The organism is Pelagibacterium sp. (genome assembly GCF_035555455.1).
Taxonomy (GTDB): domain Bacteria; phylum Pseudomonadota; class Alphaproteobacteria; order Rhizobiales; family Devosiaceae; genus Pelagibacterium.
Window position 1 is genome coordinate 64,348 of sequence record NZ_DATMGM010000006.1, and the last position, 17,793, is coordinate 82,140.

The window sequence follows — 17,793 nt, forward strand, 5'->3', positions numbered from 1 at the left end:
CTTCAAAGGAAATTCAAGACCAATTGCTCCATTAAAGCACGGAGGAATGGTAAGCGCTCTCTTTAGGTATTGGACTATATTCCAGCCGGCGATACGGGCGGCATCGCAGCAGCCCGTATCGCTGGGTTATGAATTAGCCGCAGGTGGGCCTGACGAGGTTGCCGATATCACTGACTTCAAGATTGAGGCGGTCGGGCCGGTAATCCTGTGTAACGGGCTGGCCCGGCGCGATCACCCGCACAGTGCCGGACGTGGCGATAGGCGATCCGCCGACCCGGACATCCTGCGCGGTGCTGCCGGTGACGGGCTGGCCGATCTTGTTCATCAAGGCCCCGGCGCCGCAATCGAGAGGCGGGGGGAGGGACGTATCGGGCGGGGTGATCGAACTCGAACAGGCGGCCAGAGCGAGGGTTGCCGAAAGCGAGACCGCAGCCAGCGCCAGTTTTTTTGGATAGATGAACATCATAACTCCTGTGTCCGGTGCGAGGAACAAATCCCAGCGCGTACCCTGACAACGAAAAAAGGCCGGGAAACGATCCCGGCCTTTTGGGTCATGGAAGGTGTCGGGCGCGCGCGCCGCGCTTGCGCCGGCCATCCCGGGCCCGGCGGAAATAGTAGGAATAGCCCTCCCGGGCGTCGCCGCGCAGGTCCTGATATATGCCCGATAGCATCAGTCCGAAATCGCGCAGGTTCTCGCGCCACTCAGGTTCGGGAGCCGATATCGCGGCGTGTATGCGCCGCGGCCGCTGCCGGATCAGAACCGAATCTTGTTTGTGGGCCATCAAAACCCCCGTGATCGTTACTCAATCGTTGCCAATATAAGCATGGTGAATGCAAGGACAATGTTCGGCGCTCGTCCCGTGTTCCACATTTTCATATGTGCGGGCCACCGGCTTTCAGACCTTTTGACCGTTCCATGGCAGGCTGAAATGGGATAGGGCCGTGCCAGCAAAGGCAAATTGCCTGGAAAAATCGCTGATCCTGCAGGCTGGGAGGAAAAGTTCATGCGCCAGATTATTCGTGTGGCGGCTCTTGCGGTTTTGGCTGCGCTGGCGGCAACGCCGACGCTGGCCCAGCGCACCGACATCGTCGTCGGCCTCGTTCTGGAACCGCCCCATCTCGACCCGACATCGCATGCGGCGGCGGCAATCGACGAGGTGGTCTATTCGAATCTGTTCGAAGGACTGACCCGCTTCGGCCCGGATGGCGATATCCTGCCGGGGCTGGCCCGCACCTGGGACATCTCCGAGGACGGGCTCGTCTATACCTTCCATCTGGCCGATGGGGTGACGTTCCACGATGGCAGCGCGATGACGGCTGACGATGTGGTGTTCTCCCTCGATCGCGCCCGGGCCGAAGATTCGATCAATGCCCAGAAGTTCCTGTTCGCCGATATCGAAGCCGTCGAAGCGGTCGATCCCCTGACCGTGGTGGTGACCCTCGACCAGCCCAACGGCAATTTCCCGTTCAACATGGCCTGGGGCGATGCGGTGATCGTGGCGCCCGACAGCGCCGACACCAATGCCACCAATCCGATCGGCACCGGCCCGTTCCGTTTCGTAAGCTGGCGGCAGGGCGACAGCGTGACACTCGCGCGCTACGAGGACTATTGGGGCGAGCCGGCGCTGCTCGACCGGGCCACGTTCCGCTTTATCGCCGACCCCACCGCCGCCTTTGCTGCCATGATGGCCGAGGACGTTGATGCGTTTCCCGTGTTCCCGGCCCCGGAGACTCTTTCGATCCTTGAAGCCGATCCGCGCTTCAAGGTGGTGGTTGGCACCACCGAAGGCGAAGTCATCCTCGCCATGAACAACCATCGCGAGCCTCTGGACAACATCCTTGTTCGCGAAGCCATTGCCCATGCCATCAACCGGCAGGACGTGATCGACGGGGCGATGTTCGGATACGGTACGCCGATCGGGACCCACTTCGCGCCGCATCATCCGGCCTATGTCGATCTGACGGCTCTGTCGGCCTATGATCCAGAGCTGTCGCGCGACCTGCTGGCGGAGGCCGGGGTCAGCAATCTGCGCCTGTCGCTGGCGCTGCCGCCGCCGGTCTATGCGCGGCGCGGTGGCGAGATCATTGCGGCGCAATTACGCGCGGTGGGCATCGAAACCGATATCGTGAACATCGAATGGGCCCAGTGGCTCGAACAGGTGTTCGGCAATGGCGATTTCGATCTGACGGTGATTGCCCATACAGAGCCGATGGATATCGAAATCTATGGCCGCGAGGACTATTATTTCGGCTATGGCGCGCCTGAGTTCCAAAAATTGTGGGACGAACTCAATCGCACCAGCGACACGGACGCGCGCAACGCATTGCTGGGGGATTTGCAACGCAACATCTCGGAAAACTACGTCAACGCCTATATCTTCCAGCTTGCCAAGGCAGGCGTGGAGCGGGTCGAACTCGAAGGGCTGTGGCTCAATGCGCCCACGCAGGCGACCGACCTGACCAAGGTGTACTGGGCCCGTTGATCGGCTCGGGGAGCAGGACGGCACCGTGCTGAGCTTCGTTCTGCGGCGCGCTTTCACGCTGGTGGCCACATTGATGGCCGCCAGCGTCGTCATTTTCTTTACGCTCGAAGTCCTTCCCGGCGATCCGGCGGCGTTCATGCTCGGGCTCAACGTTGCGCCGGAAGCACTGGCCGCGCTGCGGGAGCAATTGGGGCTCGATGCGCCCGTGCTATTGCGCTTCTGGCAGTGGGTGACGGGAATGCTGCAGGGCGATTTCGGCATCAGCTATACCTATCGGGTGCCGGTGGCCGGTCTGATTGCGGATCGGCTGCTGGTGTCGTTGCCGCTGGCGATCTATGCGCTGGCGCTGGCGGTTCTCGTCGGCATCCCGGTTGGCGTGCTCGCGGCGATCAAGCGCAACGGTCCGGTCGATACCGCGGCGATGGGCCTTGCCCAGATCGGCATCGCGCTTCCCAATTTCTGGTTCGCCATGCTGCTGGTGCTGCTGTTCTCGGTCACGCTGCGCTGGTTTTCCTCGGGCGGGTTTCCCGGGTGGGACGATCCCGGCGCAGCGATTGCTGCGTTGACTCTGCCGGCGGTGGCACTCGCCTTGCCGCAGGCAGCGATCCTTGCCCGCGTGATGCGGTCGAGCCTGCTCGACACGCTCGATGAAGATTATGTGCGCACGGCCCGCGCCAAGGGGCTGAGCCGAAGGCAGGCCTTGTGGCATCATGCCTTGCGCAATGCGCTGATCCCGGTGCTGACCATCATGGGCCTGCAGTTTTCCTTTCTGCTGGCCGGGGGGATCATCATCGAGAATGTCTTTTACCTGCCAGGCCTCGGACGGCTCGCCTTTCAGGCGATCACGGCGCGCGATCTGATCGTTGTCCGCTCGGTGGTGATGATCCTCGTCTTCGCGGTGGTGCTGGTCACCTTCCTTGTCGATCTGGGCTATGCGGCCATCGATCCGCGCCTGCGCCGGGGGCGGACATGAGCCATGCGATCAAAAACAGCCGGAAGCGCCGGTTGACGCCCAGCCTTGTCGCAGGCGCCGGGCTAAGCGGAGCTTTTGTCATCATGGCGCTGCTGTCCTTGGTGTGGACGCCGTTCGATGTCACACAACTTTCGGTCGGCTCGCGCCTCCTGCCACCCGGCGGAGAGCATTGGCTGGGCACCGACCATTTCGGTCGCGACATGTTTTCGATGATCCTTGTTGGCGCGCGCACCTCGATTGCCGTTGCGCTGATCGCGGTGGGGATGGGTATGGTGATCGGCGTGCCGCTGGGCTTGCTGGCAGCTGCCCGCTCGGGGTCGGTGCTCGACGATATCGTCATGCGCGGCAATGATCTGGTGTTCGCCTTTCCCGCGCTAATCATCGCCATTCTGATTACCGCTGTGTTCGGTCCCGGTGCGGTCAACGCGATTATCGCCATCGGTATTTTCAACATCCCGGTGTTTGCGCGGCTGACCCGTGGGGCGGCGCTTTCGATCTGGCAGCGCGAATTCATCATGGCGGCGCGGCTGGCGGGGAAGGGCAGGGTGCTGATTTCGCTTGAGCATATCCTGCCCAACATCACCAATATGCTGATCGTGCAGGGCACTATCCAGTTTTCGCTGGGTATTCTGGCTGAGGCCGGGCTGGCCTATGTCGGGCTTGGGGCGCAGCCGCCGCTGCCCAGCTGGGGGCGTATGCTGGCCGAGGCGCAGACGATGATCGCACTGGCCCCGCATGTAGCGCTGGTGCCCGGTCTTGCCATCGTTTTTGCCGTACTGGGGCTGAACCTGTTCGGTGACGGATTGCGCGATCTGTTCGATCCGCGTCTGCGGGGGGCGCGAGCATGAGTTTGCTGGCGCTGGACAGGCTGGGCCTTGTGATTGGCGATATACCAATCCTCTCTGACATAACGCTGCAGATCGCTGCCGGGGAAATCCTCGGTCTGGTCGGGGAGTCAGGCTCGGGAAAATCGCTCACCGCACTCTCGATCACCGGCCTGCTGCCTGCGGGTGCCCGGCGCTCAGGCGGCGTCGCGTTTGCGGGCCGCGATCTGGTGGCGGCGAGCGAGCGCGAGATGAACGCGGTGCGCGGCGACGAGATCGGGATGATCTTTCAAGAACCGATGACCGCGCTCAACCCCCTGATGACGATAGGCGATCAGGTGGCGGAAACGGTTCGCGTGCACCGCAAGCTGGGGCGACAGGAGGCTCGCGCGCTGGCCCGGACCACGCTGGAGCGGGTCGGGCTGCCGCCGGAGCACATTGCGCCCACCCGCTATCCCCATGAGCTGTCTGGGGGGCAACGCCAGCGGGTCGGCATCGCCATGGCAATTGCGCTGCGGCCCAAACTGCTGATCGCCGACGAGCCGACCACGGCGCTCGATGTCACCATCCAGGCCCAGATTCTCGACCTGCTGCAAAACCTGGTGCGCGAAGATGGCATGGCGCTGATGCTGATCACCCACGACCTCGCGGTGGTGGCGCAAATGGCCGATACGGTGGCGGTGATGCGGGACGGCAGGATTGTCGAGAGTGGGCCGGTGGCAAGGGTGATCGGCGCGCCCAGCCATGCCTATACCCGGCAATTGCTCGCCGCCAGCCAGCATGCGCCGCACCGGGAGCGGCATGGCGAAAGCCAAAAGCCCCTGCTGCGGGTCGAGGCGGCGGTCAGGGAATATGGGGTGGGGCGCACCCCCATTCTGGGGGCACGCAAGACCCTCCGCGCGCTGGACGGGGTGAGTCTTGCGATTTCCGCGGGCGAAAGCGTCGGCCTTGTCGGCGAAAGCGGCAGCGGGAAGTCAACTCTGGCCCGCGCTATTGTGGGCCTCGATCCGCTGACCTCCGGGGCAATCGAATTTTCCGGCCAGCCGGTACGCGCCGCCGGACGCGCCGCCCGTGAGCGGCTGCGCGACATGCAGATGGTGTTTCAGGACCCTTACGGATCGTTCGACCCCCGCCACAGGGTGTCCCGGCTGGTCGCCGAGCCGCTGCACCTGCTGGGCCCTGACGCGCCGCGCGGGGCGGAATTGCAGGCGAGGGTGGCGCAGGCGCTGGAGGCGGTTGGCATCGATCCGGGTTCGGCGGATCGCTATATCCACGAATTTTCCGGCGGTCAGCGGCAGCGCATCGCCATTGCCCGCGCCCTGATCGTCGAACCGGCGCTGATCGTGCTCGACGAAGCCGTTTCGGCGCTCGATGTGTCGATCCGCGCGCAGATCCTCGATCTGCTCGCCGAGATTTCCGGGCGCGCCTCTGTCGCCTATCTCTTCATCTCTCATGATCTCAACGTGGTCCGCGCCATCACCGACCGGGTGCTGGTGATGCGTGTGGGCAAGATCGTCGAAAGCGGGCCGACCGCGGACGTGCTCGACAGCCCCCAGCATCCCTATACGAAAACGCTGGTGGCGGCGGCCCCGCGTTTGCCCGGCACGGCTGGCTAAGCGCTTGCGTCGCCGGACGGGCGGCGCTATGGACCGGGCACGGACCGGCTCGAACCCAAGGGCAATTGAGGACATGGTGGATTATTCACGCCTGCGTCGAACGATGGTCGACAATCAGCTGCGCACCAGCGATATCACCGACTGGCGCATTCTCGATGCCATGAACCGGGTTCCTCGCGAACATTTCGTGCCCCGGCATCAGGTGCCTTTCGCCTATAGCGAAACGCAGATCGAGCTGTCTCCCGCCCGCGCGATGCCCAAACCGGCCGATTTTGCCCGGCTGGTGCAACTGGCCGACATCACCAGTCAGGACGTGGTGCTCGATATCGCTTGCGGCACCGGCTATTCGACTGCGGTGCTGTCCCTGCTCGCCAATGCCGTTGTGGCCGTTGAGAGCGACGCGAGCCTGGCTGGCAAGGCCAATGAACTGCTCACCGAACTCGATATCGGCAATGCGGCGGTGGTCGCTGGTCCCATCGAAGAAGGCGTGGCGCGCGAAGCGCCGTTCGATGTCATCATCCTCGAAGGTGCGGTGGACGCGGTTCCACCCGCGTTGTTCGACCAGTTGCGCGATGGTGGCAAGCTGGTGGCGGTGATCGGTGCGGGTAACGCGGCGGTGGCGCATCGCTATATCCGGTCCGGCAACGACGTCGCGGCAGTCACGTCGTTTAACGCCAGCCTGCCGGTCCTCGGCAGTTTCGCGCCCGCGCCGGCCTTCGTTTTTTAGGATTTTCAGACTCATCTGATCGCGGGTCACGCGGCACTTCGGAACGAGGTGGCGCTGACGCTTGCCATGTGTCTGAAATGACTCTCAGCGCGAAAACTGTTGCCGACTCACAACGACAGCAGGGTGTCAAACATTAAAATTTGGATAATATCCTGATTGGCGTTGAAAGCCCGGCGGCCCCACCATAGGTTGAGGCCGCGCTGGAGGCGATGTATAATGTTTAGAGTTTGCGTGTTGAGATTTGGCGCTGTTGCGCTGTTGGGTTTGGCGGCGACGGCGGTGCAGGCGGAAAGCCTGACATCGGCCATGACCTATGCCTATGAGAACAACCCTCAAATTGCTTCGTCTTTTCTGTCGGTGAGAGCGGCCCGCCAGGGTGTCCGCGCGGCGGAAGGCGCGTTGTTGCCGACCATTGGAGCGGCTGCGAGCGTCGGGCATACATGGTCAAACGTACCGACGCGCGGGGGCTTCAACGACAGCATCGGGCTTCAGTACGATCAGACGCTTTTCAATAACAATGCGTCCAGCGCTGCGATACAGGCCGCTGAGGCGACCTATGACGCCGCCGTTTATGGTTCCAAGAATACCGAGCAGAACGTCCTGCTTTCGGTGGTGCAGGCCTATGTGAATGTGGTCACCAACCGCCGGATTGTCGAAATCCGCCGCGAAAGCATCGGGTTCGTCGAAGCGCAGGTGCGCTCGGCCCGTGACCGGCTGGAGCTGGGCGAGGGGACCCGTCTCGACGTTTCGCAGGCCGACGCCCGGCTGGCACAATCATCGGCCTCCTATCAGGCAGCCATCAACAATCTGCGTACCAGCGAAGCCAATTATCAGCGCTGGGTGGGCCATGCCCCCGGCAATCTGTCGGGCGGGTATAATTATTCCAGCCTGCTGCCATCCTCGCTTGCAGCAGCGTTATCGCGGGCAACCACGGACCATCCGGCTTTGCTGGCCTCCGCTGCTCAGATTCGGGCTGCTCAGCACAGCTACGATGAAACGGTTTCGAGCTTTGGACCGAACCTGTCGCTGACTGGCCAGGTCGGTGCATCCGGCTTTACTGGCGGCGCGGTCGGGACGGAAGCGAGCGTGAGCCTGCGTCTTTCCATCCCGATCTATACGCCCAAGCGCGATCCGGCCATTGAAAGCGCCAATATCGGACAGATTCAGAGCCAGCTCGAAGGCCTGTCCAATCGCGATCAAATCGTTGAAGCCGTGCAGCAGGCCTGGTCGGGGATCGAGGCGATGACCGCCCAGATCGAATCGGCGACCGCTGCCGTTGCCGCCAGCCGTCTGGCGCTGCAGGCTGTCATCGACCAGAACGAATTGGGGCAGGCCACTACCCTTGACGTTCTCGACGCGCGGGCTTCTGTTGCCACTGTCGAAGAGGGGTTGATTACCGCACAGTCCCAGAGGACCATTGCGGCCTATTCTCTGATTGCGGCAATGGGCAGTCTCAGCGCTCAGGAGCTCGGCCTGCCGGTGCAGCCGCGCACGGCGGAAGGCGAGGTCGTGGTTCCGGTTGTGGCTCCGGCGCAAACCGATGCCTGGGGCAACCTACGGTAGAATACGGCATCGGCCGCTTTTCCGTGGATTATCGCCAAACCGGGCCGGAGACGCTCTTTCCGGCCGCAAAGGTCTCACGTTAAGGTATCGTAAAGCGAATCGGTGGCCACGCGCCACCGCCGCCCAGTACCGATCGGCCGAAGTGGCCATCGTGAGTTTTTGACACGTGTATCTTCAGATCGGCAGCAGTCTTCGCCCGGTCTGAAGAAGTTTAGAGCGGGGCAGACATGAACCAGCCGGCATCCAAAGAACCGACAATGGACGAAATCCTTTCGTCGATCCGGCAGATCATCGCCGATGACGACGAGGCGGCGGCGCACAAGATGCCCACCGTCAAGGCGGTTGCCCCCCGGCCAGTTCCTGTTGCGCCCGTGCCCGAACCCGCTCCTGCCGCCGTCGCCGCCCCGGACAACATCGACCCGTTCAGCGATGAAGACGACGAGGTCATGGTGCCGCTGGCGCTGTCGCCCGAACAGATCGTCGCCCCGGAACCGGACCCCGAACCGGTACTGGAGACTGTCGCGCCCGAGAGCGAAATGCCAGCACCGCTTGCGGAAGTCGCGGTCAGCGATCCGGTCCTTGCTGATGCGGTAGCGTTCGAAGAGGACCGTGACGAGGAGCCCCAAGCCGTGTCCCAGCCCGTGTCCCAGCCGCAGTGGGCAGCACAGCCCGCCCCAAAGGCCGCCAGCCTGGCCCAGGCCGCCCCGATGCCCGATCCCGATCTGAGCAGCGACCTCGCCGAGGAACTGCTTGAGCCCGCCACCACGGCGGCCCTGCGCGATACGCTGGGTCGGCTCAACATGCCCAAAGCCGCGCATGACATCGCTTTGGGCGACACCGCGCTGACCATCGAGGGCATGATCCGGGAGATGCTGCGGCCCATGCTCAAGGACTGGCTGGAGGAAAACCTGCCATCCATGGTAGAGCGGATCGTGGCGCAGGAAATCGAGCGGGTTTCGCGCGGCGGTTGACACCACCTCCGGGCTTGGCTTTACACATATCCGAACGACTTTCGTGACCCGCCTTGGAAAAGGGCGGGTCAGGCAATTCTGGCAGCGTGTTCGCGCAGCGGGCCGGGCGTTTGGCGTCCGGCACATCAATTGACAGGTATCGGCACAGATGATCGACAAGACCTACGAACCGTCTTCGGTTGAGGGGCGCATTTACGAGGCCTGGGAAAAGGCCGGGGCCTTCAAGGCCGGGGCAGGCAGCAAGCCCGGCGCGGAAAGCTATTCGGTGGTGATCCCGCCCCCGAACGTGACCGGATCGCTCCATATCGGCCACGCGCTCAACAACACCATTCAGGACGTGCTGGTGCGCTTCGAGCGTATGCGCGGCAAGAACGTTCTGTGGCAGCCGGGCATGGACCACGCGGGTATCGCCACCCAAATGGTTGTCGAGCGGCAGATGATGGAGCGGCAGGAGCCGACGCGCCGCGAAATCGGTCGCGAAAAATTCCTCGAAAAGGTGTGGGAGTGGAAAGCCGAAAGCGGCGGCACCATTCTCAACCAGCTCAAGCGCCTTGGTGCATCGTGCGACTGGTCGCGCGAGCGCTTCACCATGGACGAAGGACTGTCAGAAGCGGTTTTGCATGTCTTTGTCGACCTTTATCGCAAAGACCTGATCTATCGCGCCAAGCGCCTGGTGAACTGGGACCCGCATTTCGAGACGGCGATTTCCGACCTTGAGGTCGAAAATGTCGAAGTCAACGGGCACATGTGGCACTTCAAGTACCCGTTGGCCGGTGGCGAAACTTACACCTACATCGAAAAGGACGAAGACGGGAACGTCATCGTCGAGGAAGAGCGCGACTATATCTCGATCGCCACGACGCGTCCGGAAACCATGCTGGGCGATGGTGCTGTCGCGGTGCATCCCGATGACGAGCGTTACGCCCCCATCGTCGGCAAGATGTGTGAAATCCCGGTTGGCCCCAAGGAGCATCGCCGGCTGATCCCGATCATCACCGACGAATACCCCGATCCGGACTTCGGCTCGGGCGCGGTGAAAATTACCGGCGCGCACGATTTCAACGACTATGAAGTCGCCCGCCGTGGCAACATCCCGATGTATTCGCTGCTCGACACCAAGGCCCGCATGCGCGCCGATGGTGCGCCCTATGCCGAGCAGGCCAAGCTTGCCCAGGCGATTGCGGAAGGCACGATGGAGTTCAACGATTCCATCACCGGCGACATCAACGTCGTGCCCGATGAGTATCGCGGACTCGATCGGTATGAGGCGCGCGAGCGCATCGTCGCCGATATCGATGGCGAAGGCCTGATGATCCAGGTCGAAGACAAAAAGATCATGCAGCCGTTTGGCGATCGCTCCAAGGTCGTGATCGAGCCGTTCCTGACCGACCAGTGGTTTGTGAAGGCCGATGTGCTGGCCAAGCCGGCAATCGCGTCGGTGCGCGAGGGGCGGACCAAATTCGTGCCCAAGAGCTGGGAAAACACTTATTTCGCCTGGATGGAGAACATTCAGCCCTGGTGTATTTCGCGCCAGCTCTGGTGGGGACACCAGATTCCGGCCTGGTACGGTCCGGATGGCAAGGTGTTTGTCGATCACGACGCGGACGGCGCGCAAAAGGCCGCCGATGCCCATTATGGTCACGCGGTCGAGTTGACCCGCGATGAAGACGTGCTCGACACGTGGTTCTCATCGGGGCTGTGGCCGTTCTCGACCATGGGCTGGCCGCAGCAGACCGAGGAATTCAAGACCTATTACCCGACAGCAACGCTGGTCACCGGGTTTGACATCATCTTTTTCTGGGTGGCCCGGATGATGATGCTGGGGCTCGAATTCACCGGCCAGGAGCCGTTCGAAACCGTCTATGTGCACGCGCTGGTCCGGGACGAGAAGGGCCAGAAGATGTCGAAGTCGAAGGGCAACGTCATCGACCCGCTCGAACTGGTGGATGCCTATGGCGCCGACGCCACGCGCTTCACGCTGGCCGCGATGGCTGCACAGGGTCGCGATCTCAAGCTGGCGACCTCGCGGGTCGAGGGCTATCGCAACTTCGTCACCAAGCTCTGGAACGCGGCGCGTTTTCTGGAGATGAACGAATGCGTGCGGGTTGAGGGGTTCGATCCCAAGGCTGTGTCCAATTCGCTCAACCGCTGGATTGCAACGGCGACGGCCACGGCGGCAAAAGACGTGCAGCAGGCGATCGTGGATTACAAGTTCAACGAAGCTGCCAACCACGCCTATGATTTCGTGTGGGGCACGTTCTGCGACTGGTTCGTGGAACTGGCCAAGCCGATCCTGTCCGGCGACGATCTTGCCGCCAAGGCCGAAACGCGGGCAACCGCGGCCTGGGCGCTCGATCAGATCCTGGCGATCCTGCATCCGTTCATGCCGTTCGTCACCGAAGAGTTGTGGGAAGAAACCGGCAAGCGCGGTCCGGCCCGCACCCGGTTCCTGATGCTGTCGGAGTGGCCGGAACTCGATGCGGTGTCATATCCCGAAGCCTCGGCAGAGATCGATTGGCTGATTTCGGTGATTTCGGCCATTCGCTCGGTGCGGACCGAAATGAACGTGCCCGCCGGCGCCAAGGTGCCGCTGGTGGTGATCGGTGCGGGCGAGGGGACCGTCGCGAGGATTGGGGCGCATCGCCCCGCCATCGAGCGGCTGGCCCGGGTGTCCACCATCGATACCGCGACCGCCGTGCCGGGCAATTCCGCCCAGTTCGTCGTCGGCGAGGCCAGTTGGGCCCTGCCGCTGGCCGACCTGATCGATATCGGTGCAGAGCGCCAGCGTCTGTCCAAGGACGTCAAAAAGCTCGACGGGGAGATCGGTGGACTGGAGAAAAAGCTCGGCAATGAGCAGTTCCTGTCCAAGGCCCCGCAAGAGATCATCGCCGAACAGCAGGAGCGTCTTGCTGAAGCGAGGGCCCGCCGGGACAAGCTGGCCCTGGCGCTTGAAACCTTGCGGTGACCGTGGGTGTCGCGCCTTGTGATATTTATGCGACAGAGCTCGCAGAGTCGTGACCGCGCACGCTGCGGTCACCCTTTGCTAACGCCCGGCGTCACAATCTTACCCTAAACCGACCGGACAACGGTCGACGGTGGGCGGTTCCGGAACCAGGTGCGCAAGTGCCTGGCTCCGGAGAGCCAGTCCTGCCGCGTGATCCGATGCGTAACCGCATCGGGCGGAAGGGGAAGATGGCGGTCAACGGTGTTCAGTGCAGCAACAGAGGGGCTTTTGGGCCACGATTCGTGCTGCCCGTACTCCCGCCTCGGTCGCGCTTTATTGCGGACACAATGAACCGCTACGGTTTTTCCTATTCGCCGAAGGGTGCGCGTAAAGCGGACCGGACAGGGCGACACGGACCGCAGAGCAACCTCGCCACAGAGCGGGGCCAGCGAGCCGAAATAATAAAAAACAATAGAATGAACAACAGGGTGGCGGCAGATTCTCATTCTGCTCGCCAGACGGTAGAGTATTCCGGCCTTTTTGCACATGCGCATAGTTTCGCGCGGCCTGGCCGGAGCGTGAGAAGGTGTGTGATGCCCATGGTACGGAGTGCGGCGCTCGCTCTTGCTGCGGCCTGTTCAGCTTTGTTGGCGGCCAACCCGATGCCGGCCCATGCGCAGGGTGCGCTGGACGCGGCTCAGGAGTTGGCGCAGATGCTCGATGGCGCAAATGCCGTCGAGTTGAGCTCGGATAATCTGGTTTCCGCCCTTGAAGGCGCGGCCTCCACCGGCGAGCCCATCGCCTTGTGGCAGCTCGGAATCATGTATGAGACCGGCTCTGGCGTGGAAAAGGACCCGGCCAAGGCGTTCCAGTATTTTTCGCGTATCGCCAATGAGAATGCCGAGGCGCTGCCCAATTCCCTCGATGCCGATATCGTCGCCCAGTCCTTCCTCAAGATCGGTGACTATTATCTCTCGGGCCTGCCCAATGCGGGCATCCCGGAGAATAATGTCGAAGGCCAGCGGATGATCATCTATGCGGCCACCTATTTTGGCGATGCCGATGCGCAATACCGTCTCGGCATGCTCTATCTCGATCCCGAGGCGCAGGAACTCAATCCGTTGCTGGGCGCGCGCTGGCTGACTCTCGCTGCCCGCAAGGGCCATCCCGGCGCGCAGGCGCGTCTGGGCGATATGCTCGTGCATGGGGAAGGCATCGAGGCGCAGCCTGTCGAAGGGCTGATGTGGCTCAATATTGCCTATCGGGCCGCGCTGGGCACCTCTGATGAGGGCTGGATTCGCGATCTGACCGATGCGGCCATGGCGGCGGCGGAGCCTGTGCAGGCCGATGCGGCGCTGCAAGCCGCTGATTCCATCGGCGCGCAGTTCGCGCAGTTTTAGATCAAGCCGGGCGGCGTCCGGTTACGCCGCCTTGGAGAACCCCACCAGCGCGAAATCACCCTCGACCGGCACGTGATCGGATGGCTTGTCCCAGCCGCGTGTGTCCTTGTGAATGGTCACCCCATTCAGCCGGTCGGCGGCCTGCGGCGAGAGCAGCAGATGGTCGATGCGGATGCCCGCATTGCGCCGCCATGCCCCAGCCTGAAAATCCCAATAGGTAAAAGCCTGATCGCTGGTCGTGGCGCGCACCGCGTCGGTGAGGCCCAGATTGACCAGACGCCGCCATTTATCGAGGCTTTCGGGGCGGAACAGCGCATCGCCCCACCACGCCGCCGGGTCGTGGCAATCATGGCCGGTGGGAATCAGGTTGAAGTCGCCCATGACGATGAACGGCTCCTCATAGGCGAGGCGTTCTTCGACAAAGCTGTGCAGCCGGTCCATCCAACCAAGCTTATAGGGGAATTTGTCGCTATCGACCGGGTTTCCGTTGGGCAGGTAGATGTTGCACACTCGCACCACGCCGCCGTCCTCGGTGGAGAACACACCTTCGATCAGCCGTGCCTGCGGATCGTCATCGTCTCCCGGCAGCCCGCGATGGACCTCGTCGAACGGCAGCTTGGACAGCAGCGCGACGCCGTTAAACCCCTTCTGGCCGTGGGTTTCGACGTTATAGCCCCGCGCCTCGAACTCGGCGCGCGGAAACTTCTCGTCCATGCATTTGATTTCCTGCAGCCCGACGATATCGGGCTTGGTCTCGTCGAGCCAGGTCAGAACCGCGTGCAGGCGCGCATTGATGCCGTTGATGTTCCAGGTCGCGATTCGCATGGTCTGCCCTTAAATTAATAGAGGGGCGAGATTAGCGGGCCGGGGCGTGGGGATCAAACCGCAAAGCTGGTCCCGCAGCCGCAGGAGGCCACCACATTGGGGTTGCGGATCTGGAACGACTGGCCGATCAGGTCGTCCACAAAGTCGATTTCAGCGCCGCCCATGAATTCAAGGCTCATGGAATCGACATAGACGGTGGCGCCATCACGGGTCAGCACCACGTCATCATCGGCAGGAGCTTCGTTCACCAGATTGTATTCGTACTGAAAGCCGGAGCAGCCACCGCCGGCAACGGTGATGCGCAGAACCGTGCCCGGTTCTTCCTTGGCGACAATACGGTTGATCCGCTTTGCGGCGCGCTCTGTCAAAACGACGGTGTTTGATGCTACGGGGGTGTCGGTCATGACGCTGCCAGTTGTTCGAGACATAAGATCATGGCTGAACATAATATCGTAAGACGCCGATGAAAAGGGGCTCTCCCACATGAGTGATCAGCGGCCAGCCTATGCAGCCGACCCTTCGAGGACGCGCGGGCGCATTCAGCAACCCTCGGAAAGCCCGACTCGCAGTGAATTCCAGCGCGATCGCGACCGCATCATTCATTCGACGGCGTTCCGGCGGCTTCAGCACAAGACCCAGGTATTTTTGCATCATGAAGGCCATCATTTCCGCACCCGGCTCACCCATACGCTGGAAATGAGCCAGATCGCGCGCTCGATCGCCCGCGCGTTGCGTCTTGATGAGGACCTCGCCGAGGCCGTGGCGCTGGCCCATGATCTGGGGCACACCCCCTTCGGCCATGCAGGCGAGCGCGTTCTGGCCGAAAAGATGAAGGCGTGGGGCGGGTTCGATCACAATATCCAGGCCCTGCGCGTGGTGACGCTGCTGGAAAACCGCTATGCGAGCCATGATGGGCTGAACCTCACCTGGGAAACGCTCGAAGGCATTCTCAAGCACAACGGACCCGTCGTGGGTGGCACACAAGGTGTGTCCCATTGGGGGCAGGAGGTCGGTTCAGCGCTGGCCGAAATTCCCGCCAGCACCGACCTGATGCCTGAGACCTATGCCAGCCTCGAAGCCCAGGTCGCCGCCATTGCCGATGACATTGCTTACAATTCCCACGATATCGACGACGCGGCGCGGGCGGGCCTGATCTCCATCGATGATCTTGCCGAAATCCCGCTGGTCGGACCGATCGCAAGGGAGGTCATCGCGCTGTGGCCGGGGCTGGAGCGCGGGCGGCAAATCCATGAAGTGCAGCGGCGGCTGATCACCCGTTCGATTGAAAATGTCATCGCCGAGAGCACCGGCCGTATCGCTGCCGCAGCGCCCGCCAGTCCCGATGCAGTGCGGCAGGCCGGGCGCGCGCTGGTCGGGTTTTCGCCAGAGATGGCCGAGGCAGAAAAGGCGCTCAAGCAATTCCTGTTCGAGCGTGTTTATCGACACCCGAGCGTAATGGCGCCGGTCAAGCGCAGCGAAGAGGTGGTTGGGCGGCTGTTCGATGCCTATCTGGCGGGCGGTGATCTGCCCGGTCATTGGGGCATGTCGTACCGCAACGCCAGCGACGAGGCGGGCAGGGCGCGGATTGTCAGCGATTTCGTGGCGGGCATGACCGATCCTTTCGCGCTCGACGAATATGCGCGACTGTTTGACGAAAGGCCGGAATTCCGCTAACCCCGCACGCCTGTTCCCCGTTTGATTGACAGGTTTTCCGATGGATGTGTTTGCCCTGTTTGAAGGGCGCGTCGCCGATGCGCTGACCGCGAGTTTCCCCGAACTGGCCGACAATCGTGAAGTGATGGCCCGCGTGGTGGTCGAGCCGCCCCGGGACGCGTCGCACGGAGACCTTTCGACCAACGCTGCCATGGTGGTCGCCAAGCCGCTGGGCAAGAACCCGCGCGAGATTGCAACCGCGCTGGCCAGCCACTTTGCCGATGATCCCGATGTGGCCTCGGTCGATATCGCCGGGCCGGGCTTTCTCAATCTGCGGCTCAACCCCGGCGTGTGGCACAAGGTTCTGGCGACGATTGCCGAACAGGGCACGAATTTCGGCCGCGTCGATGTAGGCCACGGGGAAAAGGTCAACGTCGAATATGTTTCGGCCAACCCCACCGGCCCCATGCATGTGGGCCATACGCGCGGGGCGGTCTATGGCGATGCGCTGGCGTCGCTGCTGGCCTATGCCGGTTATGACGTCACCCGCGAATATTACATCAACGACGCCGGGTCCCAGGTCGATACTCTCGCCCGGTCGGCCTATCTGCGCTACCGCGAAGCGCTGGGCGAAACCATCGACATTCCCGCCGGGTATTATCCGGGGGATTATCTGGTTTCGGTCGGCGAGGCGCTGGTCGCAGAATTCGGCAACAGCCTTCTCGACAAGCCGGAATCCGTCTGGCTCGCTCCGGTCAAGCAGCACGCGCTCGCGGCGATGATGGAACTGATCCGCGAGGACCTCAAAAAGCTCAACATCGAGCACGAGGTGTTCTTTTCTGAAAAGACCCTGCACGGGCCGGATGGCGAAATCGAACAGACGCTGGCATGGCTGCGCCAGGAAGGGTTGGTCTATGAAGGCCGGCTGGAGCCGCCAAAGGGCAAGACCCCCGAGGATTGGGAAGACCGCGAGCAGACGCTGTTCCGCGCCTCTCAGTTCGGGGACGATGTGGATCGTCCGCTGGTCAAATCCGATGGCAGCTACACCTATTTCGCCGCTGATATCGCCTATCACCGCAACAAGGTTCTACGCGGCTTCACCACGCTGATCGACGTGCTGGGTGCCGACCATTCCGGCTATGCCAAGCGCATCGAGGCGGCGGTAAAGGCCGTTTCCGGTGGCAAGGCCGTGGCCGACGTTCGCTTCTGCCAGCTGGTCAAACTGCTGCGTAACGGCGAGCCGGTGAAAATGAGTAAGCGCTCCGGTGACTTGGTGACGCTTGCTGATGTTGTGGATGAAGTTGGCGTCGATGCGACCCGCTTCATGCTGCTGTTCCGCCGCAATGACGCGCCGCTCGATTTCGACTTTGCGCTGGTCAAGGAACAGACCCGGGATAACCCGGTGTTCTACGTCCAGTATGCCCACGCCCGGGCCTACTCCGTGTTCCGCAACGCCGCGCGCGATCTGCCCGATGCAGATTTGTCGGAAGCGGCGCTCAAGACCGCGTCCCTCGACCGGCTTTCGACGCCCGACGAGATCGAACTTATCCGCATGCTCGGGTCATGGCCGCGCCAGATCACCGCTGCGGCGCGGGCGCACGAACCGCACCGGATCGCGTTCTATCTGCATGATCTGGCAGCGCAGTTTCATGGTTTCTGGGGCAAGGGCAAGGACGATCCGGCCTTACGCTTTGTTAACCAGGCTGACCCGACACTGACGCTGGCCCGACTCGCGCTTGTGGATGGCGTCAGGCGGGTTTTGCGCAATGGTCTTGAGCTGTTGGGCGTTTCCGCGCCGGAAGAGCTTTCATAAT

General features: G+C 62.5%; 14 protein-coding genes and 1 pseudogene. 11 read left to right on the forward strand and 4 right to left on the reverse strand.

Annotated elements, in window-relative coordinates:
• Positions 1-133: 133 nt before the first annotated feature.
• Positions 134-466, reverse strand: a complete 333-nt coding sequence (locus VNS12_RS00945) for an I78 family peptidase inhibitor (RefSeq protein ID WP_325485962.1) — start codon at positions 464-466, stop codon at positions 134-136.
• A gap of 85 nt (positions 467-551) precedes the next feature.
• Positions 552-782, reverse strand: coding sequence for a hypothetical protein (locus tag VNS12_RS00950; protein WP_325485963.1), 231 nt, complete (start codon positions 780-782; stop codon positions 552-554).
• Positions 783-1,004: 222 nt separating this feature from the next.
• Here VNS12_RS00950 and VNS12_RS00955 point away from each other — a divergent pair, with 222 nt between their 5' ends.
• The 9 genes from VNS12_RS00955 to VNS12_RS00995 all read left to right on the forward strand — a co-directional run bounded on the left by VNS12_RS00955 (position 1,005) and on the right by VNS12_RS00995 (position 13,501).
• Positions 1,005-2,483, forward strand: a complete 1,479-nt coding sequence (locus VNS12_RS00955; RefSeq protein ID WP_325485964.1) for an ABC transporter substrate-binding protein — start codon at positions 1,005-1,007, stop codon at positions 2,481-2,483.
• Positions 2,484-2,508: 25 nt separating this feature from the next.
• Entirely contained in the window at positions 2,509-3,456 is a 948-nt protein-coding gene (locus VNS12_RS00960; RefSeq protein ID WP_325485965.1) for an ABC transporter permease, read from the forward strand.
• Entirely contained in the window at positions 3,453-4,304 is an 852-nt protein-coding gene (locus VNS12_RS00965; RefSeq protein WP_414693035.1) for an ABC transporter permease, read from the forward strand. The genes VNS12_RS00960 and VNS12_RS00965 overlap by 4 nt, the downstream gene beginning before the upstream one ends.
• Complete coding sequence (locus VNS12_RS00970) at positions 4,301-5,896, forward strand: ABC transporter ATP-binding protein (RefSeq protein ID WP_325485966.1); 1,596 nt, start codon at positions 4,301-4,303, stop codon at positions 5,894-5,896. Before VNS12_RS00965 ends, VNS12_RS00970 begins: the two co-directional genes overlap by 4 nt.
• Positions 5,897-5,924: 28 nt before the next feature.
• Positions 5,925-6,623, forward strand: a complete 699-nt coding sequence (locus tag VNS12_RS00975; protein WP_325485967.1) for a protein-L-isoaspartate O-methyltransferase family protein — start codon at positions 5,925-5,927, stop codon at positions 6,621-6,623.
• A gap of 234 nt (positions 6,624-6,857) precedes the next feature.
• Entirely contained in the window at positions 6,858-8,186 is a 1,329-nt protein-coding gene (locus VNS12_RS00980; protein ID WP_325485968.1) for a TolC family outer membrane protein, read from the forward strand.
• 257 nt (positions 8,187-8,443) lie between these two features.
• Positions 8,444-9,157 (forward strand): DUF2497 domain-containing protein, encoded by a 714-nt coding sequence (locus VNS12_RS00985; protein WP_325485969.1) that lies wholly within the window; start codon positions 8,444-8,446, stop codon positions 9,155-9,157.
• A gap of 148 nt (positions 9,158-9,305) precedes the next feature.
• Entirely contained in the window at positions 9,306-12,122 is a 2,817-nt protein-coding gene (locus tag VNS12_RS00990) for a valine--tRNA ligase (protein WP_325485970.1), read from the forward strand.
• A 572-nt stretch (positions 12,123-12,694) separates the two neighbouring features.
• Complete coding sequence (locus VNS12_RS00995; RefSeq protein WP_325485971.1) at positions 12,695-13,501, forward strand: tetratricopeptide repeat protein; 807 nt, start codon at positions 12,695-12,697, stop codon at positions 13,499-13,501.
• A 21-nt stretch (positions 13,502-13,522) separates the two neighbouring features.
• Here VNS12_RS00995 and xth read toward each other — a convergent pair whose 3' ends face one another.
• Together xth and VNS12_RS01005 are read right to left on the reverse strand one after the other, a co-directional pair.
• The gene (xth, locus tag VNS12_RS01000) at positions 13,523-14,326 is read right to left on the reverse strand and encodes an exodeoxyribonuclease III (protein ID WP_325485972.1); all 804 of its coding nucleotides are present in this window, start codon (positions 14,324-14,326) and stop codon (positions 13,523-13,525) included.
• A gap of 53 nt (positions 14,327-14,379) precedes the next feature.
• Positions 14,380-14,730, reverse strand: coding sequence for a HesB/IscA family protein (locus tag VNS12_RS01005; protein WP_325485973.1), 351 nt, complete (start codon positions 14,728-14,730; stop codon positions 14,380-14,382).
• A 70-nt stretch (positions 14,731-14,800) separates the two neighbouring features.
• On the opposite strand from VNS12_RS01005, the pseudogene VNS12_RS01010 reads away from it, so the two are divergent.
• Both VNS12_RS01010 and argS read left to right on the forward strand, forming a co-directional pair.
• Positions 14,801-16,000, forward strand: a pseudogene (locus tag VNS12_RS01010) (deoxyguanosinetriphosphate triphosphohydrolase); the annotation flags it as partial.
• A gap of 40 nt (positions 16,001-16,040) precedes the next feature.
• Entirely contained in the window at positions 16,041-17,792 is a 1,752-nt protein-coding gene (gene argS / locus VNS12_RS01015; RefSeq protein ID WP_325485974.1) for an arginine--tRNA ligase, read from the forward strand.
• Position 17,793: the final 1 nt, after the last annotated feature.

Excerpts from the sequence above, each read along its gene's own strand:
- VNS12_RS00945 (WP_325485962.1), bottom strand. The coding sequence starts at position 466 with ATGATGTTCATCTATCCAAAAAAACTGGCGCTGGCTGCGGTCTCGCTT.
- VNS12_RS00950 (WP_325485963.1), bottom strand. The coding sequence starts at position 782 with ATGGCCCACAAACAAGATTCGGTTCTGATCCGGCAGCGGCCGCGGCGC.
- VNS12_RS00955 (WP_325485964.1), top strand. The coding sequence starts at position 1,005 with ATGCGCCAGATTATTCGTGTGGCGGCTCTTGCGGTTTTGGCTGCGCTG.
- VNS12_RS00965 (WP_414693035.1), top strand. The coding sequence starts at position 3,453 with ATGAGCCATGCGATCAAAAACAGCCGGAAGCGCCGGTTGACGCCCAGC.
- VNS12_RS00970 (WP_325485966.1), top strand. The coding sequence starts at position 4,301 with ATGAGTTTGCTGGCGCTGGACAGGCTGGGCCTTGTGATTGGCGATATA.
- VNS12_RS00975 (WP_325485967.1), top strand. The coding sequence starts at position 5,925 with ATGGACCGGGCACGGACCGGCTCGAACCCAAGGGCAATTGAGGACATG.
- VNS12_RS00985 (WP_325485969.1), top strand. The coding sequence starts at position 8,444 with ATGGACGAAATCCTTTCGTCGATCCGGCAGATCATCGCCGATGACGAC.
- VNS12_RS00990 (WP_325485970.1), top strand. The coding sequence starts at position 9,306 with ATGATCGACAAGACCTACGAACCGTCTTCGGTTGAGGGGCGCATTTAC.
- VNS12_RS00995 (WP_325485971.1), top strand. The coding sequence starts at position 12,695 with ATGCCCATGGTACGGAGTGCGGCGCTCGCTCTTGCTGCGGCCTGTTCA.
- xth (WP_325485972.1), bottom strand. The coding sequence starts at position 14,326 with ATGCGAATCGCGACCTGGAACATCAACGGCATCAATGCGCGCCTGCAC.
- VNS12_RS01005 (WP_325485973.1), bottom strand. The coding sequence starts at position 14,730 with ATGACCGACACCCCCGTAGCATCAAACACCGTCGTTTTGACAGAGCGC.
- argS (WP_325485974.1), top strand. The coding sequence starts at position 16,041 with ATGGATGTGTTTGCCCTGTTTGAAGGGCGCGTCGCCGATGCGCTGACC.